The 25677-nt window shown below is 73.8% G+C and carries 18 protein-coding genes and 3 pseudogenes; 14 read left to right on the forward strand and 7 right to left on the reverse strand.

Annotation, left to right across the window (positions count from 1 at the left end):
* Window positions 1-16: 16 nt before the first annotated feature.
* The gene (locus B085_RS41440; protein WP_018557688.1) at window positions 17-1081 is read right to left on the reverse strand and encodes a polyprenyl synthetase family protein; all 1065 of its coding nucleotides are present in this window, start codon (window positions 1079-1081) and stop codon (window positions 17-19) included.
* Between the two features lie 519 nt (window positions 1082-1600).
* Complete coding sequence (locus B085_RS0106155) at window positions 1601-3055, reverse strand: MFS transporter (protein ID WP_026250736.1); 1455 nt, start codon at window positions 3053-3055, stop codon at window positions 1601-1603.
* A 165-nt stretch (window positions 3056-3220) separates the two neighbouring features.
* Here B085_RS0106155 and B085_RS0106160 point away from each other — a divergent pair, with 165 nt between their 5' ends.
* From B085_RS0106160 to B085_RS41445, 5 genes are all read left to right on the forward strand, one after another.
* Window positions 3221-3661, forward strand: coding sequence for a MarR family winged helix-turn-helix transcriptional regulator (locus B085_RS0106160; protein WP_018557690.1), 441 nt, complete (start codon window positions 3221-3223; stop codon window positions 3659-3661).
* A gap of 138 nt (window positions 3662-3799) precedes the next feature.
* A complete protein-coding gene (locus B085_RS0106165; protein ID WP_018557691.1) occupies window positions 3800-4495 on the forward strand; it encodes an SDR family oxidoreductase in 696 nt (231 codons plus the stop codon).
* Window positions 4496-4777: 282 nt separating this feature from the next.
* On the forward strand, window positions 4778-5248 hold the full coding sequence (locus B085_RS0106170) for a cation:proton antiporter regulatory subunit (RefSeq protein ID WP_018557692.1): 471 nt from the start codon (window positions 4778-4780) through the stop codon (window positions 5246-5248).
* A 2-nt stretch (window positions 5249-5250) separates the two neighbouring features.
* Window positions 5251-6543 carry a cation:proton antiporter gene (locus B085_RS0106175; RefSeq protein ID WP_018557693.1) on the forward strand — a complete coding sequence of 431 codons (1293 nt, stop codon included), beginning with the start codon at window positions 5251-5253 and terminating at the stop codon, window positions 6541-6543.
* A gap of 178 nt (window positions 6544-6721) precedes the next feature.
* Window positions 6722-8005, forward strand: a complete 1284-nt coding sequence (locus B085_RS41445; protein ID WP_234018502.1) for an MFS transporter — start codon at window positions 6722-6724, stop codon at window positions 8003-8005.
* Between the two features lie 6 nt (window positions 8006-8011).
* Here B085_RS41445 and B085_RS0106185 read toward each other — a convergent pair whose 3' ends face one another.
* Window positions 8012-8884 carry a LysR family transcriptional regulator gene (locus B085_RS0106185; protein WP_234018503.1) on the reverse strand — a complete coding sequence of 291 codons (873 nt, stop codon included), beginning with the start codon at window positions 8882-8884 and terminating at the stop codon, window positions 8012-8014.
* Window positions 8885-9212: 328 nt separating this feature from the next.
* Here B085_RS0106185 and B085_RS0106190 point away from each other — a divergent pair, with 328 nt between their 5' ends.
* The 7 genes and pseudogenes from B085_RS0106190 to B085_RS0106215 all read left to right on the forward strand — a co-directional run bounded on the left by B085_RS0106190 (window position 9213) and on the right by B085_RS0106215 (window position 21561).
* On the forward strand, window positions 9213-16544 hold the full coding sequence (locus B085_RS0106190; protein WP_234018504.1) for a non-ribosomal peptide synthetase/MFS transporter: 7332 nt from the start codon (window positions 9213-9215) through the stop codon (window positions 16542-16544).
* 79 nt (window positions 16545-16623) lie between these two features.
* On the forward strand, window positions 16624-17544 hold the full coding sequence (locus B085_RS0106195; RefSeq protein WP_018557696.1) for a pyridoxal-phosphate dependent enzyme: 921 nt from the start codon (window positions 16624-16626) through the stop codon (window positions 17542-17544).
* Entirely contained in the window at window positions 17534-18487 is a 954-nt protein-coding gene (locus tag B085_RS0106200; protein ID WP_018557697.1) for a fatty acid desaturase family protein, read from the forward strand. Before B085_RS0106195 ends, B085_RS0106200 begins: the two co-directional genes overlap by 11 nt.
* A gap of 191 nt (window positions 18488-18678) precedes the next feature.
* A pseudogene (locus B085_RS49910) lies at window positions 18679-19128 on the forward strand (PAS domain-containing protein); the annotation flags it as partial.
* A 195-nt stretch (window positions 19129-19323) separates the two neighbouring features.
* Window positions 19324-19860: an NUDIX hydrolase family protein gene (locus B085_RS49915; protein ID WP_026250738.1), complete on the forward strand. Its 537-nt coding sequence runs from the start codon at window positions 19324-19326 to the stop codon at window positions 19858-19860.
* A 169-nt stretch (window positions 19861-20029) separates the two neighbouring features.
* The gene (locus B085_RS0106210; protein WP_018557699.1) at window positions 20030-21055 is read left to right on the forward strand and encodes a hypothetical protein; all 1026 of its coding nucleotides are present in this window, start codon (window positions 20030-20032) and stop codon (window positions 21053-21055) included.
* Window positions 21056-21165: 110 nt separating this feature from the next.
* Complete coding sequence (locus B085_RS0106215; RefSeq protein ID WP_018557700.1) at window positions 21166-21561, forward strand: ATP-binding protein; 396 nt, start codon at window positions 21166-21168, stop codon at window positions 21559-21561.
* Between the two features lie 66 nt (window positions 21562-21627).
* On the opposite strand, the gene B085_RS0106220 is transcribed toward B085_RS0106215, so the two are convergent.
* Window positions 21628-22359, reverse strand: coding sequence for an SDR family oxidoreductase (locus B085_RS0106220; protein ID WP_018557701.1), 732 nt, complete (start codon window positions 22357-22359; stop codon window positions 21628-21630).
* Window positions 22360-22535: 176 nt separating this feature from the next.
* On the opposite strand from B085_RS0106220, the gene B085_RS41450 reads away from it, so the two are divergent.
* The gene (locus B085_RS41450; RefSeq protein ID WP_018557702.1) at window positions 22536-23375 is read left to right on the forward strand and encodes a helix-turn-helix transcriptional regulator; all 840 of its coding nucleotides are present in this window, start codon (window positions 22536-22538) and stop codon (window positions 23373-23375) included.
* A 288-nt stretch (window positions 23376-23663) separates the two neighbouring features.
* On the opposite strand, the pseudogene B085_RS51385 reads toward B085_RS41450, so the two are convergent.
* A pseudogene (locus B085_RS51385) lies at window positions 23664-23810 on the reverse strand (hypothetical protein); the annotation flags it as partial.
* A 92-nt stretch (window positions 23811-23902) separates the two neighbouring features.
* A pseudogene (locus tag B085_RS46585) lies at window positions 23903-23998 on the reverse strand (carboxymuconolactone decarboxylase family protein); the annotation flags it as partial.
* Window positions 23999-24092: 94 nt separating this feature from the next.
* Here B085_RS46585 and B085_RS0106240 point away from each other — a divergent pair.
* The gene (locus tag B085_RS0106240) at window positions 24093-24443 is read left to right on the forward strand and encodes a hypothetical protein (RefSeq protein WP_018557705.1); all 351 of its coding nucleotides are present in this window, start codon (window positions 24093-24095) and stop codon (window positions 24441-24443) included.
* 101 nt (window positions 24444-24544) lie between these two features.
* Here the strand turns inward: B085_RS0106240 and B085_RS0106245 are convergent, their stop codons facing one another.
* Window positions 24545-25657: a sugar-binding protein gene (locus tag B085_RS0106245; RefSeq protein WP_018557706.1), complete on the reverse strand. Its 1113-nt coding sequence runs from the start codon at window positions 25655-25657 to the stop codon at window positions 24545-24547.
* Between the last annotated feature and the right edge of the window lie 20 nt (window positions 25658-25677).

Below are 25677 nucleotides of genomic sequence, written 5' to 3' on the forward strand. Positions count from 1 at the left end.
CGGACCGTGGTGGAGGTCATACGAGGGCGACCTCGCCGATACGGCGGGCGAGCCCGGCCAGTGGGGGGATGCCCCGCGGCGCGAGGAGACCGGTCGTGAGGAGAGCGGCGGCCTCGTCGGCCAGCGCGGCGATGCGGGCCTCCACCGCCCGCACCGCACCGAGTTCCCGCAGCAACCCGCGGAAGGCCTTCATCTCCGCCTCGTCCGCGAGGGGGTTGCCGAGCGTGGCACGGACGCGGGCCTCGGTCCCGGGGTAGCCGGACCGCCGGGCCAGTTGCACCGCCACGGCGGTCAGGTAGGTCGGCTTTCCCGAGCGGATGTCGTCGCCCGACGGCTTGCCGGTCTCTGCAGGATCCCCGTAGAGGCCCAGCAAGTCGTCGCGGAGCTGGAAGGCCAGTCCGGCGCGGCGGCCGAACTCGTGCAGCACCTCGGTGGTGCGGTCGTCCGCGCCGGCGGCGGCGGCCCCCATCGCGAGGGGGCGGGCGACGCTGTAGAGCGCGGACTTCAGCTCGGCGGTGCGCAGCGCCGCCTGCGGGTCGTCGGAGCCTTCCGCCTGCAGGCGCAGCTCCATGTGCTGGCCCACCACCATCTCCGAGCGCATGGCCTGCCACAGCCCTTCGACCCGGCGCCGCACGGCGGTGTCCATCGGAACCGTCCTGAGCAGGTCTTCGGCCCACACCAGAGCCAGGTCTCCGGTCAGCACGGCTTGGGCGAACCCGTAGGCCGGCGAGTCCCCGGACCAACCCGCGCGGCGGTGCTCGAGGGTGAAGTGGGCATGCACCGCGGGGCCGCCGCGGCGGGTGTCCGAACGGTCCATCACGTCGTCGTGGATCAGCGCGCATGCCTGTAGCAGTTCCAGCGCCGCTCCCAGCCGCACCGGCACCGCCGTCCCGTCCGGGTGAGCCGAACCGCCGGCAGCGAGCCAGCCCCACCACACGCATCGTGCGCGCAGTCTGGCCCCGCCCCGTGAGACGAACTCCGTCAGGACGCCGGAGAGAGCGACGTCAGCGGGCAGCACACCCGATCCGGTGAGGCGCCGCTCCGCCATGTAGGCGGACAGCTCGGCCTCGACCGCTTCCACAACCTCGGTGTCCGCTCCCGCATCCGAGCTTCCCACGGCGGCCTCTCGGTCGGTCTCCCGGGCGGCCGTGCTCCGCGCGTGAAGACAACTCCCACTGGTGACCGCTTCCCGCCCCGGCGGCTTCGGCGCCTCGCGCCCGCCGGGAGGGCGGCACCCACCGCGGCGGCGCACGGACACCCAGCGGGGTCGCACGGTCGCTCCCGACTCTGGCACCGGCGCGGCCGCGGCGCATCCGCAGGCCGTCCGCGCGGGCGTCGGGCCCTCGACCGGCCTCGCCGCCGCTACCCGGTCCCACCGGGCGAGCGCCGTCAGGAGCAGTGAGACCCCGTGACACTCGAGCCGTTCGGGTCGAGGGCACTCGGCGGCCCCTGTCCTGTGGATCTTCCCGACGGGTGCGCGGCCGATGACGCTCGCGGGGCCGCACCCCGGCATCGGGGGTGCGGCCCCGCGGGCCTGCGGGCCGCTGCGCGTCGAGCGCCGCAGCGCGGGGTCGGTCAACGCGCGACGGCGGACAGCCGGTCAGCCGGCCGGCGCGGCCTTGCTGAGCTCGGTGGCCGGCTCGGCCCGCGCGTCGCCGGACGCGGCGCGGGCGGCGGGGATGGCCGTCGCGATGAGCGCGGCGAGCAGCGCGATGCCGCAGCCGATCACCAGGCCCGTGCGGAAGCCGCTCTCGGAGGTGAAGGTGTAGCCGCCCGCGGTCGTGGTCATCTGGGAGAGGACGACACCGATCACGGCGGCGCCGACCGAGGTGCCGAGCGAACGCATCAGGGCGTTGAAGCCGTTGGCGGCGGCGGTCTCCGACAGCGGGACCGAGCCCATGATCAGGGCCGGCATGGAGCCGTACGCGAGCCCCACACCGCTGTTGACGACCATGACCGCCAGCATCAGGCCCCAGGCGGTGCCCGTCAGCACCAGCGACAGTCCGTACCCGGCGGCGAGGACCACGGCGCCGGAGATCAGCGTGAACTTGGGCCCGCGGGAGTTGGTCAGCTTGCCGCCGAGGGGAGAGACGATCATCATCATGACGCCGCCCGGCAGGAGCCACAGACCCGCCGCCAGCATGGACTGGCCGAGGCCGTAGCCGGTCGCCTTCGGGAACTGCAGCAGCTGGGGGACGACCAGCATCCCGGCGTACATGCCGAAGCCCACGAAGACCGAGGCCACGTTGGTGATCAGCACCCTGGGCCGGGCGGTGGTGCGCAGGTCGACCAGCGGGTCGCGGGTGCGCAGCTCCCACCATCCCCAGGCCGCGAGTACGACGACGGCGGCACCGAACAGGCCGAGGGTGGTCGCCGACCCCCAGCCCCAGTCGGCGCCCTTGGAGACGGCGAGCAGCAGGCAGACCAGTCCGGCGCCCAGGCCGAGCGCGCCGGGCACGTCGAAGCGCTGGCCCTTGGCTCCGGCGGGAACCTCGGGGATGAAGAACCAGATCAGCACCGCGACGACGGCGGCCAGGCCCGCCGAGCCCCAGAACAGCACGCGCCAGTCGGCGTACTGGGCGATGGCCGCGGCGATCGGCAGGCCCAGGCCGCCGCCGATTCCCATGGAGGCGCTGACCAGGGCGATGGAGGAGCTGAGCCTCTCCGCGGGGACCACGTCGCGGAGCAGGGCGATGCCGAGCGGCACCATGCCCATGCCCATGCCCTGCAGACCTCGTCCGACGATCATCGGCACGACGGACGACGACAGGGCGCAGACCACCGAGCCCGCGATGAGCGGCACCGAGCAGACCACCAGCATGCGGCGCTTGCCCACCAGGTCGCCGAGGCGTCCGAAGACGGGCACGCACACGGCCGCCACCAGCAGGGTGGCGGTGATCACCCAGGCGGCGTTCGACGACGAGGTGTGCAGGATCTGCGGCAGCTCCGTCAGCAGCGGGGTGACCAGCGTCTGCATGATCGCGGCGGTGACGCCGGCCAGGGCCAGCGTGGCGACCACGCCCCCGGCGCGTGCTGTGGGTTGTGGGGCGTTCATGACGACACTCCTCGCCTGGCGGTCGTACGTTCGGGATCGGTGTGCATCGTACATAGGAAGTGCATCACGCACATGATGTGGCTGGTGCACGCCCTGTGCGAGGATGGCGGCGGGCGCCGAAGACGCACACCGGCGGCCCGGTGAACGGCAGGAGGCGGAAGGCACATGGGCAGGTCCACCCACGACGTCGAGTACGAGCAGATGCTCCTCAGCCGCCACGAACTGCTGCGCCACAGGTCCGGCGCCCTGGACCGCAGCGCCTACATCCTCCTCAGCCGCATCCGGGTCCAGGGGCCGATGTCGATCGGCGAGTTGAGCGAGGCCTTCGCACTCGACACCTCCACCCTCAACCGGCAGACCGCCGCGGCGATGCGCGCCGGCCTCGTGGAGCGCATCCCCGACCCCGAGGGCGGGATGGCCCGCAAGTTCCGCATCACCACGGAGGGCGCCCGGATGCTCGACGAGGAACGGGAGGCCATCATCAGCGGCCTGGACAAGGTCATGGCCGACTGGCCCGAGGAGGACATCACCGCCTTCGCCGGCTATCTCAGGCGCTTCAACGCCGACATCGAACGGCTCGCCGGGCGGCCCTGGCCCCGTCCATGAACCCTCGCGGCCGATCCACAGCTGCCTTTCATAATTAAATTCAGGTGTTAACCTCAGTACGTGGGCCGCCTGCGGGGGCCCGCGTCGTCAGCTGTGTACGGAGCCCTGCCGAAAGGGCGTTTCGCAAAGGAAAGCCGCATGGACATCAAGGGAACGGTCGCCCTGGTCACGGGGGCCAACCGAGGGATCGGGCACGCGTTCGCCCGGGCACTCCTGGAGCACGGCGCGGCGAAGGTCTACGCCGGCGTCCGTGATCCGAAGAGCGTGACGGACCCGGACCTCGTCCCGCTGCGGCTGGACGTGACGGACGAGGCACAGGTGGCCGCGGCGGCGGAGGCCGCCGGCGACGTCTCCGTCCTCATCAACAACGCCGGCGTCGGCGGGGCCACCAGCGGACTCCTGACCGGCGGCCTCGACGGCGCCCGCCAGGCCATGGACGTCAACTACTTCGGCACGTGGGCGGTCTCCCAGGCCTTCGCCCCGGTGCTGGCGCGCAACGGCGGCGGGGCACTGGTGAACATGCTGTCGCTGGCCTCCTGGGTCGGGCAGCCCCAGTTCCCCGGTTACGCCGCGTCCAAGGCCGCGCAGTGGTCGCTGACGGACGCCCTGCGCAAGGGCCTGTACGACCAGGGCACCCTGGTCGTCGGCGTGCACTGCGGATTCGTGGACACCGATCTGAGCGCCTGGACGGACGCCCCGAAGATCAGCGCCGCCAGCGTCGCGGAGCTCACCATGGAGGCGCTGGCCGACGACCGGTTCGAGGTCCTCGCCGACGAGCCGACGCGCAGCGTCAAGGCCGCCCTCGCACTGCCCCCGACGGTGCCCGCCGCCTGATCCGGCACCTCGACCACTTCGACCACTTCGACCACTTCGACCACGCCAGCGGTCCCGCCCCCAGGGGCGGGACCGCTGCGGCCGTCGTGCGCATCTCGCGACCGCGCCGCGGGTCGCCCGCACGCCCCGTGTCGCTCCGCATCGCCCCGGCCGGAATAGAACCGTCCGTTTGAACGTAATACGGACGTAAAAGCCGCTGGTCGAGGGCACCCCGCCGACAGTGAAGGCGCGAAGGTGGCCCTCACCGGCGTCCAGAGGTGCGGGCCTGCCTGGGAGGCAGCAGTGGGCATACGGCGGACGACCCTTCCGGGCATCGGGACGCAGTACGACGTGACGACGCGCACCGGGCGGAATCTGTCGGTGGTGGTGCACCAGGACGGGCGGCGGTTCCTCGGCTTCTACGAGGCGGACGATCCCGACGCCTGCGGCACGTCGGTCCCCCTGGAGGCCGAGGAGGCCGCCGGGCTTGCGCGGTTGCTGGACCCGACACCGCTGGAGGCGGTGCGGACGGACGGCATCGGACTCGTCACCGAGCAGATCCCGGTCGGCTCCCGGTCGCCGTACGCCGGGCGGCCGCTGGGCGATACCCGGGCGCGGACGCTGACCGGGGCCTCCGTCGTGGCGGTGATGCGGCGGACGAGCGCGCACCCCTCGCCCGGACCGGACTTCCGGCTCGCGATCGGGGACATCCTCGTGGCGGTCGGCACGCGTGAGGGCGTGGACGCCCTGGCCGCGATCGTGTCCGGGAGTTGAGGATGCACGACACCACCGCGCTTCTCGTGGAACTCGGTGCCGTCATCCTCGGGCTGGGCATCATCGGGCGCTTCGCGGGCCGGATCGGGCTGTCGCCCGTGCCGCTCTACCTGCTGGCCGGGCTCGCCTTCGGGCACGGCGGGGTCGTACCGCTGTCGGCGAGCGAGGACTTCATCTCCGTGGGGGCCGAGATCGGGGTGGTCCTGCTCCTCCTGCTGCTCGGGCTGGAGTACAGCGCCTCGGAACTGGTCGGCAATCTGCGCGCCCAATACCCTTCGGGGGCGGTGGACTTCGTCCTCAACGCGGTACCGGGCGCCGTGGCGGCACTGCTGCTCGGGTGGGGTCCGGTGGCCGCCGTCGCGCTGGCCGGGGTCACCTGGGTCTCCTCGTCGGGTGTCATCGCCAAGGTGCTCACGGACCTCGGCAGGCTCGGCAACCGCGAGACGCCCGTGGTGCTCGGCGTCCTGGTCATCGAGGACCTGGCCATGGCCGTCTACCTGCCGCTGCTGACGACCCTGCTGGCGGGCCTCGGCCTGGCGGCCGGAGGGGTGACGCTGGCGATCGCCCTCGGCACCGTGGGCACGGTCCTGTACCTGGCGTTGCGCCATGGACGGCTGCTCAGCAAGGCGGTCTCGTCCGACAATCCCGAGATGCTGCTCCTGGTCGTGCTCGGGCTGGCGCTGGTGGTGGCGGGCATCACGCAGAAGCTCCAGGTGTCGGCGGCCGTCGGCGCGTTCCTGGTGGGCATCGCCCTGTCCGGTGAGGTCGCCGCCGGTGCGGGCCGTCTGCTGACCCCGCTGCGCGATCTGTTCGCCGCCGTGTTCTTCGTCTTCTTCGGGCTGTCCACCGATCCGGCGGCCATACCGCCGGTGCTGCTCCCGGCGCTGGCCCTGGCGCTGGTCACCACGGCAACCAAGATCGTCACCGGCTGGTACGCCGCCCGCCGGGCGGGCGTCCATCCGCGGGGGCGGCTGCGGGCGGGCGGGGCGCTCGTCGCACGCGGGGAGTTCTCGATCGTCATCGCCGGCCTCGCCGTCGTCACGGAGCCCCGTATCGGGCCGCTGGCCACCGCCTACGTCCTGATCCTGGTCGTCGCGGGTCCGCCGGCGGCCCGCTACACCGAGCCCGCGGTCGCCGCGCTCGGCCGGCTGCTGGGTCGGGACGCGGTCTCGCGGCCGGTGCCGGAACCCGTCGAGGCCGCAGAGGCCTCCGAGGCCGCCGGGGCGGCCGGGGCGGCCGGGGCGGCCGGGACCTTCGAGGTGACGCCGCCCGAGGACTCCACCGCCCGGCGGTGAGGGCGATCGGCGGTCATCTCGGATCGAGATGACCGACATCGCAAGTCATCTCCTTCACGGAGGAAGCAATCCTCCGGCGCGGGCGCTGCAGCAGTCGGCCGGGCAGCGCGAGGCGTCGCCCGACCGACACTCCGCCCGCCCGAACCGCACCATCGGTTCCCGTCACGAGAAGGCCCTCGTGTCCCCCGCGTCCAAGAACCCCTCCACGCGGCGCCCCGCGCCGTCCGCGACCACCCACGGCGTTCCCGGATGGCTGGTCGCGCTGCTGGCCGTCGCCTCCGGGATGACCGTCGCCAACCTCTACTACGCCCAGCCGCTGCTGTCGTCGCTGAGCCGGGTCTTCCACCTCGGCACGGCGGCGGCCGGCACGCTGATCACGGTGACCCAGATCGGCTACGTCGCCGGGATGCTCCTCCTCGTCCCGCTCGGCGACCGGCTGGAGAAGCGCCGGCTGGTCACCGCGCTGCTCGCCGTCACCACCGTCGCCCTGGCGGTGGCGGGGACCGCCGCGGACTTCCCGGTGCTGCTCGTCGCGTCCCTGGTCAGCGGTGCGACCTCCGTCGTCGCGCAGATCCTGGTGCCGTTCGCCGCGGGTCTCGCGCCCGACCACGCCCGCGGCCGGGTCGTGGGCCGGGTGATGAGCGGGCTGCTCGCGGGGATCCTGCTGTCCCGCACGGTCAGCAGCCTGGTCTCCGACGTCGCGGGCTGGCGCTACGTCTACCTCGGCTCCGCGGTCCTGATGGCCCTCCTGGCCCTGGCGCTGCGCGCCGCCCTGCCGCGGCACGCCCCGACGACCTCCCTGCCCTACTCCCAGGTCCTGCGCTCGACGGTCAGGCTGCTACGGACGCATCCGGCGCTGCGGCGCCGGGGGCTGTACCAGGCGGCCATGTTCGGCGCGTTCAGCGCCTTCTGGACCACCGTCTCCTTCCTGCTCACCGGTCCGTTCCACTACTCGCCGATCGGCGTCGCGGTCTTCGCGCTCGTGGGCGCCGCGGGTGCCGCGGTGGCACCGACGGCCGGCCGCTGGGCGGACCGCGGACTCGTACGGCCGGTGACCGGGATCGCCTTCGGCGTGGCGGCCGCGGCCTTCGCCGTGGCGGGCTTCGGGCAGCACAGCATCGTCCTGATCGCCCTCGCCGCGATCCTGATCGACATGGCCGTGCAGACCGCCCTCATCCTCGGGCAGCACACCGTCTACCAACTCGACGCCGCCGCGCGGTCCCGGCTGAACAGCGCCTTCATCGCCGTCTTCTTCGCGGGAGGCGCCCTCGGGTCGCAGCTCGGGTCGCTCGCCTACCACGCAGCCGGCTGGACGGCGGTCAGCGTCCTGGGGGCCGCTCTTCCCCTGGTCGGCCTCGCTTACTGGGGGACCGAACTCCGGGCCGCCCGCAAGGGCACGCCCGCCGCGACCGCTCAGGGCTCGACCGGGCAGAACACGACCGGGCAGGCCGCGTCCCGCTGACCGCGCTCAGCCGCGTCCGCCGGCCGCGGTGCGAGCGGTGATGTGGCGCAGCAGCGCCTCGACGGCGGGCGCGGGATCGCCTCCGGGCCTGACCACCATGACCTTCCAGGAGGGCGCGTGCCGCTCGAAGCGGCGTACGGCGAGGTCCGGGAAGCGGGCGGCAAGCGAGGCGGGCATGACGCAGACCCCCAGGTCGTGCCGGACCAGTTCGGCCGCGGCGAAGATGTCGTTCACCTCGAACACGGGGGTCCGTTCGGTGGTGGCGGCCCGGAACGCCCGGTCCACCTCGGAACGGATCGCCCAACCGGACGGGAAGTCCACGAAGGGCAGGCCGGCGACCTCCTCGAAGGTCACCACGTCGTCCTCCGCGAAACCGCGTCCCGGCGCGGCGACCAGGAGCATCTGCTCGCGGGACAGCAGACGGGTCACCAGCCCCCGTTGCTGCTGCCGGTCGAGGGCCACAACGGCCAGGTCCACCGTGCCCTCCCGCAGGGCCTGCCGGATGTCGGCCACCGCACCCTGCCGCAGGCGCACGGTCACACCGGGGTGTTCCGCGCGCAGGCTGGCCAGCGCCCGGTGCAGACCGGCCCAGACCCCCTGCATCGTGCCCACCGTCACCAGGCCCCGCAGCTCGCCCCGTACGGCGTCGACCGCCGCACGGGCCTCCTCGGCCGCGCGCAGTGCCGCACGGGCGGCCGGCACGAACGCCTCCCCCGCCAGCGTCAGCGACACGCGGTGCGTGGTCCGCTCGAAGAGCGCGCTGCCCAGTTCCCGCTCCAGCGCCCGTACGGTGCCGGACACCGCGGACTGCACGACGTGCAGCCGGTGGGCGGCCGCCGTGAACCCGCCCTCCTCCGCGACCGCGACGACCACTTCCATCTGCCGCAGATCCATGCGTACCCAGCTGCCCTTCCGTCGGCCGGCCGGAAGCCGGTCATCTCCGCCGGCGATGATCCGCTGCTTCCAGCATCGCACCACCGCGGGACCGATGGCCGACCCGCGTGGCACGGATCCGGCAGCCCCTACAAAATGACCATTCGTCACAGCGTCGCATTTGCGTCAACTGCCTTTTCACCAGGCTCCATTCACGTGATCGCAGACGAGGTGACCGAGATCATTCACATCGTCGTCGCGCGCGTCCCACAAATTCACCGAGGCGTTCCGCTTGGTGCCGCCACAGTGCAGGGACAGCTCCCAGGGAGATCGCGTGCGCACTACACCGGCCGTGGACCCGGCCGCTCCGGCCGGACCCACGGTGGCCGATGCCGTCACCTTCGGCGCCATCGAGAATGCGTCGTCGGACGTGTTCGCCGCGATCGAGGAACAGGCTCGGCTGACCCCGGACGCCCCGGCCGTCGTCGACGCGACGGGCACTTCCACCTACGCCCAGCTGCTGGCCGCCGTCACGCCGTTGGCGCGGGCGCTGCACTCGAACGGGGTGCGCGCGGGGGACCTGGTGGGCCTGTCCCTGCCCCGGGGCCGGGACGCGGTCACGGCGATGCTCGCGGTCCTGCGGGCCGGAGCCGGTTACCTGCCGCTCGACCCGGGCTACCCGGCGGCGCGGCTGGCGGTGATGGTCGAGGAAGCCGCCCCCCGAGTGGTGATCGTCCCGGCCGGCGGCACGGACGGGATCGCCGGCTCCCTCCCGGCGGGGACGCCGGTCATCGCGGTCGACGCCGCCGGAACCGCTCGCCTGCCGGGCACCGCCGCGGCGCCGGAGGACCCCGCGTACGTCGTCTTCACCTCGGGCTCGACGGGTCGGCCCAAGGGCGTGGTCGTTCCGCGGCGCGCCCTGGCGCACTTCTGCCGGGCGGCCGGGGAGCGCTACGGCTTCTCCCCCACCGACCGGGTGCTGCAGTTCGCCTCGCTCAGCTTCGACGCCAGCGTGGAGGAGATCTTCCCGCCGCTCACCGCCGGCGCCACGGTCGTCGTCCGGGACGAGGACATGATCAGCCGTCCCGACGTCTTCCTGGACCGCTGCGCCGGACTCGGCGTCACCGTCCTCGATCTGCCGACCGCGTACTGGCACGAGCTCGTCGGGGCGCTCGAGCGCGGCGAGGCCGCGCTCCCAGCGGCAGTGCGCACCGTGATCATCGGCGGTGAGGCCGTCCACCCGGAGGCGGTCATCCGCTGGCAGGCGCAGGTCGGCTCCGGGGTGCGGCTGCTCAACACGTACGGCCCCACCGAGACCTCGGTCGTGGCGACCGCCGCCGACCTCACCACGTGGACCGGCGGCGGTCCGGTGCCGATCGGCACGCCCCTGTCCGGGGTGACCGTGCGGGTCGTCGCCGCGGACGGCACGACGGCGGCGCCCGGTGAGCCCGGCGAGCTGCGCATCGGCGGCACGGGAGTGGCCACCGGCTACCTCGGGCGTGCGGACCTGACCGCGGACCGCTTCCGGGAGGGACCTGACGGGCGGCGGGAGTACCTGTCGGGCGACCGGGTGCGGCGACTGGCGGACGGCGACCTGGAGTACCTGGGCCGGCTCGACCAGCAGGTCAAGATCCGCGGCTTCCGCGTGGAACCGGGCGAGGTGGAGAGCGCGTTGCGCGAGGTGCGCGGCGTCAGGGACGCCGTCGTCCTCGTCGACGAGGGCGCGGGCGCGCCGCGGCTCGCGGCCCACCTCGTCACCGAGGACGGCGCGCCGGGCACGGATGCCGTCCGTCGCGAGCTGGCCGCCCGGCTGCCGCACTACCTCGTGCCCGCCGTCTTCTCCGTGCACGCCGCCTTCCCGCTGACCGTGCAGGGCAAGGTGGACCGCGCGGCGCTGGCCGCCACGCCGCCGCCGGTGTCCCCGGTCGCGGCGGGCGACGCAGGGGGCTCCTCGCCCGAGGCGCTCGTGGCCGCCGTGTGGCGGGAACTGCTCGGCGCCGCTGACATCCGTCCTGGCGACGACTTCTTCGCCCTCGGCGGGGACTCGCTCTCCGCCATCCGCATGATCAGCCGGCTGCGGCACGCGCACGGCGCCGACCTCACGCTCAGCGCGCTCTACGCGGCGCCGACGCTCGCCGAGGTCGCCGGCGTCCTCCCCGCCGCCGACGCCGCTCCGGGGCCGGCTGCGGCCGCGCGCGACGCGGACGAACCCGCCGAGGAGCCGTCGCGGTTCCCGCTCACCGCGCTGCAACGGGACTTCTGGATGGCCGAGCAGGTGAGCCCCGAACTGCCGGTGCACACCCTCGGCATCCGCTACCGATGGGCGGAGCCCGTCCGCCCGGAGCTGCTGCCCCGGTGCCTCGCCGTGCTGGCCGCACGCCATCCCGCTCTGGTGTCCCGCTTCCCCTACGCCGGCGACGAGCCGGTGACGGACGTCGACCGCTCCGCGACGGTCCCGTACGGCGAGGTCGACCTGCGGGACCTGGCACCGGACGCGGCACGGGCGCGGGCGGCCGCGGAGCGCCGCCGGATCGTGACCGAGCGGACCGACCTGGAGCGCGGCCCGGTGGCGCGCGCGGTGCTGCTGCGCACGCCGGACGGGGACGAACTCCTCCTCGCCGTCCACCACCTGGTCTTCGACGGCTGGTCCGTGGGCGTCCTCGGGGACGCGCTGGCCGAGGTCTACGGCGACCTGAGCGCGGGTCTCGAGCCGCGCCACGCCGCCGCCGACCGCCTCTCGGAGGTGGCCCGGCAGGGGACGGCCGCGTCCGGTGACGCCCGGCTCGCGGCGTACTGGCGCGACCGTTTCGACGGCGCAGCGCTGGACCTGGAGCTCCCCGCGGACCGTCCGCGGCCCGCCGTGGCGACCCACCGCGCGGGCCGGGTCACCCGCGACCTCGAGCCGGCGTCGCTCGCGCTGCTGGACACGTGCGCCAGACAGCACCGGGCCAGCCTCTTCATGGTCGTCCTGGCGGGCGTGCAGGTCGTCCTCGGCAGGTACAGCGGGCGCACCGACGTGACGGTCCTGGCGCCGGTGGCGGGACGGGAGGATCCCGCGCTGGACGGCGTGGTCGGTTCCGTCCTCAACATCCTGCCGCTGCGCGGCGACCTGACGGGCGAGCCGAGCTTCGCCGCGCTGCTCGGCCGGGTACGGGACGCGGTCCTGCGCGACCTGGAGCACCAGGGCCTGCCGCTGCCGGAGATCGCGGCGGCGGTGCGGCGGGCCGGCGGGGGCAGGCCCGACCCGCTGAGCCGGGTGAGCGTGACCGTGCACAACACGGCGGCGCCGCGCGACCCGCTCCTGGCCTACGCCGGGGACGAGGCCCCCGCCGCGACCATGGCGGACCTGGCGATCGGCCTGGACTTCCCCGCGGACGGACCGGTCCTGACCGTCGACTACGCGGCCGAACTCTTCGACGCCGAGCGGGTCGAGGCCTTCGTGGACCACCTGCTCACCCTCCTGCACGCCGCGGCCGCCGCACCCGGCACCGAGGTGGGCCGGCTGCCGCTGCTCACCGAGGCCGAGCGCCACACCGTCCTCCACACCTGGAACGACAGCGCCGCGGCGATCCCCCCGGCGCACAGCCTCCAGGAGGTCTTCGAACGCTGCGTCGCACGGAGGCCGGACGCGCCCGCGCTGACCTCGGGCCCGCGCACCGTCAGCTACGACTGGCTCAACCGGCGGGCGAACCGCATCGCGCACCTGCTGCGCGAGCGGGGCGTGCGCCCGGGCGAGCGCGTGGCGATCTGCCTGGACCGCGGGATCGACCTGTTCGCGGCGATGTGGGGCGTCCTCAAGGCGGGAGGTGCCTACGTGCCGCTGGACCCGGCGTACCCGGGCGAGCGGCTGCGCTACATGCTCGAGGACAGCCGGCCGGTGGCGCTGGTCACCCGGCTCGACCTCGAGGGCGCCCCGGATGCCCCCGGGGGCACGACCGTCCTCGCGCTCGACCGTGACGCCGCGCTGGTCGACGCCGCGGCGGACGCCGATCCGGTGCCCACCGGGACGCCGGACGACCCGGCCTACGTCATCTACACCTCCGGTTCCACCGGCCGCCCGAAGGGCGTGGAGGTGACCCACCGCAACCTGGTGCACGCCGCCGCCATGTGGCAGCGCGCCTACGACCTCGACCCCGACTGGACGTACCAGCAGGCCGCGAGCTTCTCCTTCGACATGTTCGTCGGCGAGACGCTGCGCGCGCACTGCACCGGCGGCCGGCTCGTCGTCGTCCCGCGCGAGACGCTGCTGGACCCGGCGGAGCTGTACGCGCTCATGCGCGACGAGGGCGTCCAGTGCACCGAGCTGGTGCCGGCCGTACTGCGGGCGCTGCTGGCCCACGCCGAACAGGCCGGGGAGCGGCTGGACTTCGTGCGGCTGCTGATCGGCGGCGGCGAGAAGTGGCAGGTGCGCGAGTACCAGCGGGCGCGGCGTCTCGTCGGCCCCGGCAACCGGGTCGTCAACGCGTACGGCGTCACCGAGGTCACCGTCGACAACGTGTACTTCGACGGGGACGTCGACGACCTGCCCGCCGAGGCGCCGCTGCCCATCGGCCGTCCGTTCCCCAACAACCGGGTGTACGTGCTGGACGCGTACGGGGCGCCGGTGCCGCCCGGTGTGGTGGGTGAACTCCATCTGGGCGGCGCCGGGGTGTCGCCCGGCTACCACGAGCGGCCGGAGCTGACCGCGGAGCGGTTCGTCCCCGACCCGTACGCCGACCCGCACGCCGCCCCGGACGGCGTGGTCGGCACCGCGCGCATGTACCGGACCGGGGACAGCGCGCGCTACCGCCGCGACGGCACCGTGGACTTCCTCGGCCGGCTGGACGACCAGGTCAAGGTGAACGGCTACCGGGTGGAGCTCGGCGAGGTCGAGGCCGCGCTCGGCGCGCTGCCCGGGGCGGCGGCCTCCGCGGCCGCGGTGCACACCCTGCCCTCCGGGGCCGCCCAGCTCGTCGGCTATCTCGTGGCGGCGCCGGAGGCCGCGCTCACCGAGGCGGCGGTGCGCGAGGCCCTGGCGACCGGGCTGCCCACGCACATGGTGCCCGCGCGGGTGGTGTTCCTGCCGCGGCTGCCGCTCACCCCGAACGGCAAACTCGACCGGCGCGCCCTGCCGGCCCCGCCCGACGCCTCCGACGCCCCGGCACGCACTGCCCCCCGGAACGCGGCCGAGCGGCGCATCGCGGCGATCTGGGCCGGGACGCTGGGCGTGGAGGAGGAGGCGATCGGCATCGACGACAGCTTCTTCTCCCTCGGCGGGGACTCCTTCGCGGCGCTGCGGATCGTCCGGCAGATCGACCCGGGGCTGGCCCTGGTGGAGCTGTACCGCACCCCGACGGTGCGCGCGCTCGCCGCGCTGCTCGCGGACCGCGCGGAGCGCGGCGAGGAGCAGGGGGCCGAGCCGGCGCCGCTGCTGCACCGGTTGACCGGGAAGGACGCGGATCCGGCCGAGGGCGGCGTCACGGTCGTCGCTGTGCCGTTCTCCGGCGGCAGCGCCGTCGCCTACCTTCCGCTGGCCGACGAACTGCCGCCGCAGTGGGGGCTGTACGCGGTCGAGCTGCCGGGGCACGACATGAGCAGACCGGACGACCCGCTGCTGCCGGGCACCGAGGTGGCCGGCCGGGTGGTGGCGGAACTCGGCGCGGTGAAGGGTCCCGTCCTGTTCTACGGGCACTGCCTGGGCACGGCGGTGACGCTGGAGGTCGCACGCCAGGCGGAGGCCGCGGGCGTCGAGGTCGTCGGCGTCGGCCTGGGCGCGAGCTTCCCCACGGCGCGGCTCCCCGGGCGGTTCTTCGACTGGGTGCACCGGCTGGTGCCCACCGACTGGCTCACCTCCGACCGGGAGTACCTGTCCTACCTGCGGGCACGGGGCGGTTTCACCGACCTCGACGACCCCGAGCAGGAGCAGTTCGTGCTGCGCAACGTGCGGCACGACGCGCGGGACGCCGAGGAGTACTACACCAGGGCCTACCAGGACACCGCGGCCCCCAGGCTGCGGGCCCCGGTGCTCAGCGTGGTGGGCTCCCGGGACCGGGTCACCGAGCTGTACCAGGAACGCCACCACGAGTGGGAGCACTTCGCGGACGACGTCTCCCTGGCGGTGCTGCCGAAGGCGGGCCACTTCTTCGTCAGGACGCACGCCGAACCGCTGGCCCGGACGCTGGTGGAGCACGCCGAGCGGTGGCAGGGGCCACCTGCCGCGCAGGACGCCACACCGTCGGACGGAGTTCGGCCCGCCGGGCGGGCGGTCACGGACGGGCAGGGCGGGCGGCCGGCGGAACGCGCCAAGGGCAGCGAGGCCGCGGGGGACACCCGGCACACCACACCGAGCCTGTCCCGGTTCGCCGTCGTGGCACTGGGCCAGTTCCTGTCGATGATCGGCAGCAGCCTCAGCACGCTCGTCCTGAGCATCTGGGTGTACCAGCGCACGGGCTCGATCGCCGACTTCGCCGTGGTCAACGCGGTGGGCATGCTCCCCGGCATCCTCGCCGGGCCGCTGGCAGGAGCAGTGGCGGACCGCTGGAACCGCCGCATGATCATGCTGACCAGCGACGCGGTGGCGGGCCTGGCGATGGGCGGGCTCGGCCTGCTGGTCCTCGGCCGCGGCCTGGAGATGTGGCAGGTCTACCTGGCCGTGTCGGTCACCTCCGTCGCGGGCGCCTTCCAGCGCCCCGCCTACCTGGCAGCGGTGGCCCAACTGGTCCCCAAGCGGTACCTCGGCCACGCGAACGGCATCAGCCAGCTCGGTGTGGGGGTGGGCACGGTCTTCGCGCCCATGATGGGTGCCGGGCTGATCGGGGTCATCGGCGTCTCCGGCGTGATCATGATCGACGTGTGCAGCTTCGCGGCGGGAGTGGTGACCCTGCTGGCGGTCCGTTTCCCCGACACCCTCTTCCGCCGCCGCGACGAGTCGTTCGGCAGGGAGATCACCGGCGGCTGGCGTTACATCGCCCGCCGACCCGGGCTCCGCGCGGCGCTGCGCTTCTTCGTCATCGACCACGCCTTCTACACCCTGGGGTTCGCGGTCATCACCCCCATGCTGCTCATCGAGCAGTCCCCCCTCATGCTGGGCACGGCCCTCGGCGCCGCCGGTGTCGGCGGCCTGTGCGGCAGCCTGGTGATGGGGCTGTGGGGCGGCACGGCCCGCAGGGCGCAGGGCATGATCATCTCCATGGCGGTGGCCAGCCTGGCGATGGTGATGGTCGGCTTCGCCAGCCCGCCGCTGATCATCGCCGGGATGTTCCTGCTGGCCTTCGGCGAGTCCCTGGCCGACGGCCACTGGATCGCCCTCGTCCAGACCAAGGTCGGCCTGGAACTCCAGGGCCGGGTGCTGGCCATCTTCATGACGCTCATGATGCTGACCATGCCCCTCGGCTACCTGGTCGTCGGCCCCCTGGCCGAGCACTACGTGAAGCCGCTCCTGGAGCCCGCGGGCGCCCTGGCGGACACGGTCGGCGTGCTGCTCGGCACCGGGCCCGGACGCGGACTCGCGCTGCTCGTCGTCGTCAGCGGACTGCTGCAACTGGGCTGGGCGGCCCGCGGCTGGGCGAACCGCCGGCTGCGCCTGCTCGAGGACGACCTGCCCGACGCCCTGCCCCCGGCGGAGCTCGGCGATCTCGACGACCTCCAGGGCCACGCCGACTCCCAGCTGGCCGCGGCCCGCGTCTGACACCCCCGCACGCCGGTGCCCGGCACGACCGTGCCGGGCACCGCAGGCACGTCCGTCCACCACCCCCGAAGGAACCGTCATGCCCACCCCCGCACCGCTGTCCGCCGAAGCGCCCTCGGACGCCTTCGGCACCCCCCTCATCGACGTCTCCGCCCTGGTGCCCGGCGCCCGGGTCCTGGTCAAGGACGAGACGCGCTACGCCTCGGGCAGCCACAAGGAGCCCGCCGCCCGCGCCGTCGTCGCCCGCGCCGTGGCCGACGGCCACCGGCACGTCACCATCGCGACCTGCGGCAACTACGGGCGGGCCATGGCCACGGCCTGCCAGGTCGCCGGGGTGGAGTGCACGGTCGTCCTCCCTGCCGGCTGGAGCGACGGCGGCGAGGCGATGCGCGCCGCCGGCGCCCGCGTCCACCTCGTGGACGGGGCCTACGAGGACGCCGTGGACGAGTCCCGCCGGCTGGCCGCCACCGGGGACTGCGTCGACGGCAACGTGGACGGCCCTTACGTCGAGGCCGTGTTCGAGGGGCACGGCATGGTCGTGTCCGCGCTGCGGGCCGCACTGCCCGAGGCGCCCGCGGTGATCTGGCTGCCCGTCGGCAACGGCACGACCGCCATCGCGGTGCGGCGCCAACTGGAGCTGCTCGGCTGGGACACGGTGATCAACGGTGTCGGCTCGGCCGGCAACAACCCGATGGTGACCTGCTGGCCGGGCCCGTACCGGACCCTGCCGCCGGAGTCCGTCTCCACCACCGACCACAACCAGCCGCTCGTCAACTGGCACGCCCTGCAGGGCGACGAGGCCATGGCGGCGATCGCGGCCACCGGCGGTACCGTCATCGGCGCCGACGACCGGGAGCTGTGCGACGCCCGCGACGCGCTGGCCGAGTACGGCGCCTTCCCCACCGCCGCCGGGGCCGTCGCCCTTGCGGGACTGCTCCGCACCGCCCGGTCCGAGGGCCTGGTGCCCGGTACCCACGTGGTGGTGCTCAGTGGCCGTTGACCGGATCCTCCCCGAGCGCGAGAGCGCGCCGCCCGCCGCTGCGGCCGTCCTGTTCGCACGGCTGCGGGTGACGTCCTTCGACGAGCGGGTCTTCCTCGCCAAGCTGGCCGTCCTGGCGCTCCTCACCTGCGCCGCGGCGGCGCTGGCACTGCAGCGCAACCTGTGGGCGGCGGGTGCCGGGATCGTCCTGCTGGCGGCCATGTTCACCCACGCCGTCGAGCTGCAGCACCAGTGCCTGCACCACTCCGCCTTCCGGCGCGCGTTCCCCCACCGGCTGGTCGGCGTGCCCCTGGGAATGCCGCTCCTCGTGGTCTACAGCCACTACCGCGTGCGCCATCTGCAGCACCACCGCTACCTGGGCACCCCGCAGGACACGGAGTTCTTCGGCTTCGACACCCGGGGGCCGCTGACCTTCCGGGCGCTGCTGCGCGGGCTGCTGGACTACCCGCGCCTGGGCACCGTCGGCGCGGACGTCGTACGCGCGGTCACGGGACGCTGGACGTACGCGTTCGGGCACATCGCCCCGGCGATGCGACGGCGGATCGTGACCGAACACGCCCTGCTGGGCGCGGCGGTGGGAGGCGCGGTCGGCCTGGCGTTCCTCGGACACGGCGAGTACGTGCTGCGGTTGTGGGTCCTGCCGCTGCTGCTTGCCGTCCCGCTGCACTTCCTGGTGGAACTCCCGGAGCACCTGCTGTGCGACACGCAGACGACGGACGTGCTGCGCAACACACGTTCGATTCGCGGCAGTTGGCTGAGCACCTGGTTCACCAACGGCAACAACCTGCACATCGAGCACCACGCGGCGATGACGGTGCCGATCAACCGCCTCGGCGAGCGCCACGAGGAGACGCGGTCCCTCGCCGTCCACGTGGAGCGCACCTACGCGGACTTCTACCGGATGCTCTGGCAGGCGCTCAGGAACCGGCCCGCGGCCCCGTAGCGCAACGGTTCCGCCCGGCACCGCCACAAGACACGACGGCCCTTCCCCGCGGCACGGCCGGCTCGCCGGAGCCGCGGGGCGGTCGGCAGGGAAAGAAGGGCTTCCGGGTGGACGACGACATCGATGCGCGCGTCGCGCTGTGGGGGTCGGCCTGCGAGGCCGTGGCCAGGCTCCTCAGCCCGCACGCCGAAGTGGTCCTGCACGACGTCAGGGACGAGCGCGTCCTGGGCGTCTGGAACCCGGTCACGCGACGTACCGCCGGTGACCGGGCGCTGCCGGGCGAGCTGGGGCCGCCGGGGCGTCCGGCGGACGACGTCGACGGCCCGCGGGAGACGCTGCTCCCCGGCGGCCGGCGGGTGTCCTCCGTCAGCGCGGTGCTGCGCGACGCCGAGGGCACCGAGTCGGCCGTGCTCTGCGTCCACCTGGACCGCACACCGCTTGACCGGGCGGCCGCCGTCCTGACCGCGTTCGCCGCTCCGGCCGCCGCACCAGGCGAGCAGACGCCCCTGGCGGAGGGGTGGACCCGGCAGGTGGACCGGGTCATCGCCTCCCGCGTCCGCGTCCGCGTCCGCGCCCGGGGCCGGCCCGCCGAACGCCTGGACCGCACGGACCGCCTCGCCGTCCTCGGCGAACTCGAACGGGCCGGGGTCTTCGCGAGGCGCGGCGCCGTACCCGTCGTCGCCGAGGCCCTCGGGACGTCCCCGCTCGACGATCTACGCGCCGCTCGCCGAGCTCAGGGCAGGAGGGGAACGGGCCTGAGCGCACGTGTCGAGCAGGTTCGCGGCGCACGCCGTCGATCGCCCCCACGTGGCGTTCTCTCCGCGTACGATCACCCGATGGCCGACATGACCGAAACCACGCCCGGCTGGCTGTCTCCGGACGACCTGGAGCTGACCCGCGCACGCATGCCGATCCTCTACGTGGACGCCGTGCCCGTGCGGGTCGACGACAGCGGGGAGGTGACACACATCGGTCTCCTCCTGCGCATCGGGCCGGACGGGAGCGTCAGCCGCGCCCTCGTGTCCGGACGGGTGCTCCACCACGAGCGTGTCCGCGAGGCGCTGGTCCGCCATCTGGAGAAGGACCTCGGCCCCATGGCACTGCCCCGCATCCCGGTCTCCCCGCAGCCCTTCACCATCGCCGAGTACTTCCCGACACAGGGCGTGACTCCCTTCCACGACCCGCGGCAGCACGCGGTGTCGCTGGCCTACGTCGTCCCGGTGGCCGGCGACTGCCACCCCCGGCAGGACGCGCTCGACCTGGTCTGGTTCACCCCGCAGGAGGCGTCGTCGCCGCAGCTGCAGCAGGAGATGCAGGGCGGTCAGGGCGTGCTGCTGCGGCAGGCCCTCGCGCACGTCGGCTGCCTCTCCTGAGTTCCGTGGCGGCCCGGACGGCCCGCTGCCCGGGCCGCCACGCATAAGGGATCACCGCACGGGTACGGGGAGCCACGAGGGGGGCCGGCATCGGCTGCCGGCGCACACTCCGATCGCACGGGCCCCGGTCGCCTCGCGGCCTCGGGAGCCCGCTCCGGGAGGCACCCTGATGAAGCTGTCGTTCCTGCAACCGCTGTTCACCAGGCCGGGCCCGTGGGCGAGCGCCTACCTGGACACCTCCCGGGACATCGAGGATCCCGACCGCGTCATCGCGCGGCGCTGGCGGCACCTGCGGGACGACCTCACGGCCCACGGCGCCGACCCGGCCACCGTCCACGCCCTCCACGCCGCCGTGGGCACCGACGACGACCTGCCCGGACGGCACGGCCAGGCCCTGTTCGCCACCCGCGGGGAACTCGTGCTGGCCGAGGAACTGCCCGAACCGCCACCGCGCGACACGGCCGGGCTCGAGGCCCTGCCGGACGCCCTGCCGCTGGTGGTGCAGCGCGCCCCGGACGTGCCCTATCTGGAGCTGCTCGTCGGCCGCACCGAGGACGGCGAGGGCATCCGGGTCGCCGCCCGGACCGGACGCTGGCCGGCCGGGCGCCCCGACCCGGACCCGGCCGTCCGGCAGACCGTCCCGGTGCAGGAGTGGCCTCTGACCGCGCCACAGCTGGCCGGGGACCTGAGCGACCTGGCCGACCGCGGCGCGGCCGAGGTGCTCGTGCTGGGCCGCGACCCCGGCGACCCCCGGACGGCGGAGATGCTGGTCGACCACATGCCGGAACACCTGAGGAGCGACCTCGTCACGGTCGGCACCGCACGTCCCGCCGGCACTTCCGGCCCGGCCCCTTCGGAGGAGCTCCTCGCCCGTGCGCTCGGCGGCCGCCTCAACGCCGCCGACCGGGCCCGCCTGGAGGCCTACCGGGTGCAGCGGGCGCGGGACCGCACCGCCTGCGAGGGCACCGCGGCCGTCGTCGCCGCGCTGCGGGGCGCCCGGGCGGCGGCCGTGCTGGTCAACGATCCCCCGCCGCCGCCCGGGCAGCTGTGGACGGGGCCGGAGGAACCCGCCGGGGCCGCCCTGCTGCGCGCCGCGGCGAGCAGCGGTGCGGACCTCGTGGTCGTGCCCCGCGGCACCCTCGCCCTGGACGACGGAGTCGGTGTCCTGCTGCACCGGCGCGACCCCGTTACGTAGCGAGCAGCCCGCGGAATCGGCGGTGACCCAGCCTCGTTGTACCTACAGGTACAACGAGAGGGATGGGGATGGACACCGTCGAAGCGGGTCGATGTCGGGGCCGGCGGCCAGTGCCGGCCCAGGAAGAGAGCTGGACGCTCTCGTATCGGCCCGAAGCCCCCGCAGAGGCCCGCAGGCTCACCAAGGAAGCCCTCCGGCGCTGGCAGGTACCGGCAGTCACTGCCGACGGAGTCCTGCTGGTCGTCTCGGAACTCGTCACCAACGCCTTCGAATACGCCCGGCCGCCCATCGTGCTCCATGTGGACCGCGACCGGGGAACCGGACAGGTCCGCGTCGAGGTCACCGACGGCGGACCGGCTCCCTCCGTCGGGGAATGGGCCGCCAGCTGCGGCGACTGCGAACACGGCCGGGGCCTGACCATCGTGGACCAGGTCGCCTCGGCGCACGGCGACCGCTGGGAGACCGGCCGCGCCACCCACTGGGCCGAGCTCGCTCCCGCGGCCTGACAGCGGCGGTACGCGGCACCGGGCGGGCCCTCGGCCCGGTGCCGCCACGAAGAACGCCCAGCCCCGTCAGCCCTGCGCGGTGGGGCGTACGACGAGCTCGTTCACGTCGACGTCCGCGGGCCGGTCGATCGCGAAGGCGATGGCGTCGGCGATGGCGGACGCCGGGATCGCGAGAAGCTCGGCGGCCGCGTGGGCGGCGGCCCTGGCTTCGTCGGAGCCGCCCCGGTCGGTCAGCTCGCTCCGGGTGAAGCCGGGGCTGACCACGGTGACACGGACGTCCCGGCTCTCCTGGCGCAGCCCCTCGGAGAGCGCGGCCACGCCGAACTTGGTGGCGCTGTAGACCGCCGCCGTCGGGTCGACCCGGTGGCCGGAGACGGACGAGACGTTGACGATGTGCCCGCCTCCCTGCCGCCGCATGACGGGGAGCACCGCCGCGATGCCGTAGAGCACCCCGCGCAGGTTGACGTCGATCATCCGCTCCCACTCGTCGACGCGCAGGTCCGCGAGCGGCGAGAGGGGCATCACCCCGGCGTTGTTGACCAGTACGTCGATGCGGCCGTACTCCTCCAGCGCGGCGGCGGCGAAGCCGCGCACCGAGTCCAGGCTGGTGACGTCCAGCTCGCGATGGGCGGCCGAGGCGCCCGAGGCGCGCAGTTCCCCGGCGAGGGCGGCCAGGCGCCCGGTTCGCCGGGCGCCGAGGAGCACCGCGTGCCCCTGCGCCGCCAGACGGCGGGCGGTCGCCTCGCCGATGCCGCTGCTGGCACCGGTGATCAGGACGGTCTTGGGGTTCGACGGCATGGTGGTTCTCGCTTCTCGAAGGTGTCACGGCGGCGTCCTGCCGCGTCCTCCATCCGACAGGGCCGCCGAAGGAGGAGGAAGGGTGCGTGTACCTGGGTGCCGCACACCCACCCGGTGCCCGTGGCCCCGCACGCCCGCCCCCGCTCCCGCCGGCGGGCACCGTTAGCATCGGTGGCATGAGGCAGCCACGCGACAACGAGCTCGGCGCGTTCCTGCGCGCGAGCCGGGCGCGCGTCGAACCGGCCGACGCCGGACTGGCCGCCGGCGGCTCGGGGCGGCGCGTCCGGGGTCTGCGGCGTGAGGAGGTGGCGGTGCTCTCGGGGGTGAGCGCGGACTACTACGCCCGCCTCGAGCAGGGCCGCGAGCGCAACCCCTCCGCCCAGGTCGTCGACGCCATCGGCAGGGCGCTGCGTCTCGCGCCGGACGCCCGTGGGCACCTCCACCAGCTGGCGGGTCTCGCTCCCCGGCTCACGGCGCACGGCCCGCGCGAGCGGGTGCACCCCTCGCTCCTGCAGCTGCTCGGGGCGTTCCCCCGCGCCGCGGCGTACGTGCTCGGCCCGGCCTTCGACGTCCTCGCCGCGAATGCGGTCGCCGAAGTGCTGCTCTCCCCGTTCGGGGACGAGCGGAACATGCCCCGCATCCTGTTCACCCATCCGCGGGGCCAGGAGGTGTTCACGGACCGGGAGCTGCTGCGGCGCAGCACCGTGTACGCGCTGCGCCTCAACGCCGGCCGCTTTCCCGGCGATCCGGACGTCGTCGGGCTCGTCGCCGAACTGACCGAGGTCTCGCCGGAGTTCCGCGCCCTGTGGGAGGACCACACCGTGGGCAGCCTGCCGCGGGCCTTCAAAGTGTTCGTCCACCCGGTGCTGGGGCGGGTCGAACTCACCTACCAGACCTTCGACGTGGTCGACGCCCCAGGGCAGCTGCTGCACGTGGGGACCCCCGAACCGGGCAGCCCGAGTGAGGCGGCGCTGGCCTCCCTCGGTGCCGGCGGCGAAGGAAAGGCCGGTCGCTGACCGGCAACGCTTCGGACGTCGTGTTCTCCTTCGCCGCCGGCACCCCTGTCGCGCCAGGCATCGGCGGGGGGGTTGGTCACGTCGAAGCCCGGCTCCTGGTTCCCCCGCGTCCCCGCGGCGGCCTGAGGCACCCCCGCGTCAGGCGCCCGGGAGGGGTTCCCGCAGGAGGGCCTGTCCCGCGGCGCGGTGCTCGGCGGCGGCGGACGGGGCCGTGGCGTCGAGCACGGCCGCGATCCCCTCGTGGGCCATCGCCTCCTCGTGGCGGTGCCCCAGCCTCGGCGCGAGGTCCAGCGCCTGCCGGTGCAGTCGCAGGGCCTCGTCGGGCAGGCCCGCGAGGCGGCAGGTCTCCCCGTAGGCGTTGAGGAAGTGGATCTTCCACTGCTCCTCGAAGATCTCGTCGAGCAGCGCGAACGCCTCGCGGTGGCTGGCCAGCGCCTCCTCGTAGCGTTACAGTCCGCCGCCGGGACCGTGAGGGTCCGCCCCGGGCGGCGCGTCGGGGACGCGGCCCGGGAGCGGACGGCGCGGCCTCATCCCCAGGCGCCGGCGATCTGCCGGGTCGTGGCGTTGAGGCGGTTGAACAGATTGGTCACGCCGATCATGAGGACGATCGCGGCCAGCTGGCGTGTCACATCGACGGGAGCTGCCCGGTCAAGAGATAGACGGTTCAACTTCTTCTCGCGTGCCGTCCGGGTACCACCGGGGCTGAGGAGGCGCGCCATGCTGCACATCGCCAGGGCCGGGTCGGCGATCGGGGAACGGCGGGGACACGGCCACGAGGCGTATTCCCTCGCGCCGCGGTGCCCGCTCGCGACGGCGTGCCGCGCCACCTCGGCGGACAAGTGGCTGGTGGGGTTCCGGGTCGGCGCCGGGGGAACCGCGGCCACCTGGCTCTACTACGTGGTGGATCACGCGAACGACGCGATGGACGCGAAGGAGAAGGCGATCTCCATGGCCGGTGACGAGATCGACGTCCCGTGCCCGCTCGGGCGCGGGGGCGTGGGCAGGACGGAGATCCGGATCATCCACGACGACGGGATCGGGCCACGGCGTCTGCTGCCCTGCCCGTGACCGGGGCTCCCCCGGCGAGGTCGCCGCGCACGGGCCCGGGAACGCGGCCGCCGCCGGTGCCCGGACGTGATCCGGGCGCCGGCGGCGGCGGTGATGCGCTCCTACTTGGTGAGCGGGGAGAGCTTCGGGTCGTTGGCGTAGGCCTCGGCCGCGTTCTCCTTGGTCACGATGACCGGCGGGAGCAGGTACGACGGGACGACCTTGCTGCCGTTGTTGTACGACTTGGTGTCGTTGATCGTCGGCTTGTCGCCCTTCTGCAGGGACTGGACCATCTTGATGGTCTCGGCGACGAGCTTGCGGGTGTCCTTGTTGATGGTGGAGTACTGCTCACCCGCCATGATCGACTTCACCGACTCGACCTCGGAGTCCTGGCCGGTCACGACCGGGACCGGCTTGCCGGCTCCCTTCACCGAGGTGATGATCGCGCGGGCGAGGGTGTCGTTCGGCGAGAGCACGCCGTCGAGCTTCTTCTTGCCGTTGTAGGTGGAGTTCAGCAGCGAGTCCATGCGGCTCTGGGCGTTCTCCGCCTTCCAGCCCTGGGTCGCGGTCTGCTTGATGTCGGTCTGGCCGGAGCCGACAACGATGTCGCCCTTGTCGATGGCGGGCTTGAGCACCTCCATCGCACCGTCGAAGAAGACCTTCGAGTTGTTGTCGTCCGGCGAACCGGAGAACAGCTCGATCGTGTAGGGGCCCTTGGCCTTCTTCGCCTTCATGCCGTCCAGCAGCGCCTGGCCCTGCAGCTGGCCGACCTTGAAGTTGTCGAACGCGATGTAGTAGTCGACGTCCTTCGTGTTGGTGATGAGCCGGTCGTAGGCTATGACGGTGGCGCCGGCCTGCTTGGCCTGCGCGACCTGGGTGGACAGCTGCGCGGCGTCGGTCGCGCCGATGACGATGACCTTCGCGCCCTTGGTGACCATGGAGGAGATCTGCGCCTGCTGGTCCGCGACGGTGGTCGAGGCGCCCGCGTACTGCACGTCGGCCTTGAAACCGGCGTCCTTCAGGCCGTTGGTGAACAGGTCACCGGCGAGCACCCAGTTCTCCGAGGTCTTCGCCGGGAGCGCGACACCGACCAGGGCGTCCTGCGCGAAGCCGCCCTTGGCGTCGCTGGTGTCCTTGCCGGTGGAGCCCTCGCGTTCGTTGGAGCACGCCGTGCCCAGGGCGAGCAGCGCGGCGGCGCCGATCACGGCGATGCCTCTGGTGATGGTTCTGCGCATGTGGGTTGTGCCCTTTCCGG

Origin of the sequence: Streptomyces sp. BoleA5, from assembly GCF_000373665.1 — a bacterium.
Classification (GTDB): Bacteria; Actinomycetota; Actinomycetes; order Streptomycetales; family Streptomycetaceae; genus Actinacidiphila.

What these genes read in the sequence shown, in the direction of transcription:
- B085_RS41450 (WP_018557702.1), top strand. Translation starts at nt 22,536, where the DNA reads ATGAGGCAGCCACGCGACAACGAGCTCGGCGCGTTCCTGCGCGCGAGC.
- B085_RS0106245 (WP_018557706.1), bottom strand. Translation starts at nt 25,657, where the DNA reads ATGCGCAGAACCATCACCAGAGGCATCGCCGTGATCGGCGCCGCCGCG.
- B085_RS0106240 (WP_018557705.1), top strand. Translation starts at nt 24,093, where the DNA reads ATGCTGCACATCGCCAGGGCCGGGTCGGCGATCGGGGAACGGCGGGGA.
- B085_RS49915 (WP_026250738.1), top strand. Translation starts at nt 19,324, where the DNA reads ATGGCCGACATGACCGAAACCACGCCCGGCTGGCTGTCTCCGGACGAC.
- B085_RS0106185 (WP_234018503.1), bottom strand. Translation starts at nt 8,884, where the DNA reads ATGGAAGTGGTCGTCGCGGTCGCGGAGGAGGGCGGGTTCACGGCGGCC.
- B085_RS0106155 (WP_026250736.1), bottom strand. Translation starts at nt 3,055, where the DNA reads ATGAACGCCCCACAACCCACAGCACGCGCCGGGGGCGTGGTCGCCACG.
- B085_RS0106195 (WP_018557696.1), top strand. Translation starts at nt 16,624, where the DNA reads ATGCCCACCCCCGCACCGCTGTCCGCCGAAGCGCCCTCGGACGCCTTC.
- B085_RS0106175 (WP_018557693.1), top strand. Translation starts at nt 5,251, where the DNA reads ATGCACGACACCACCGCGCTTCTCGTGGAACTCGGTGCCGTCATCCTC.
- B085_RS0106165 (WP_018557691.1), top strand. Translation starts at nt 3,800, where the DNA reads ATGGACATCAAGGGAACGGTCGCCCTGGTCACGGGGGCCAACCGAGGG.
- B085_RS0106210 (WP_018557699.1), top strand. Translation starts at nt 20,030, where the DNA reads ATGAAGCTGTCGTTCCTGCAACCGCTGTTCACCAGGCCGGGCCCGTGG.
- B085_RS0106160 (WP_018557690.1), top strand. Translation starts at nt 3,221, where the DNA reads ATGGGCAGGTCCACCCACGACGTCGAGTACGAGCAGATGCTCCTCAGC.
- B085_RS0106220 (WP_018557701.1), bottom strand. Translation starts at nt 22,359, where the DNA reads ATGCCGTCGAACCCCAAGACCGTCCTGATCACCGGTGCCAGCAGCGGC.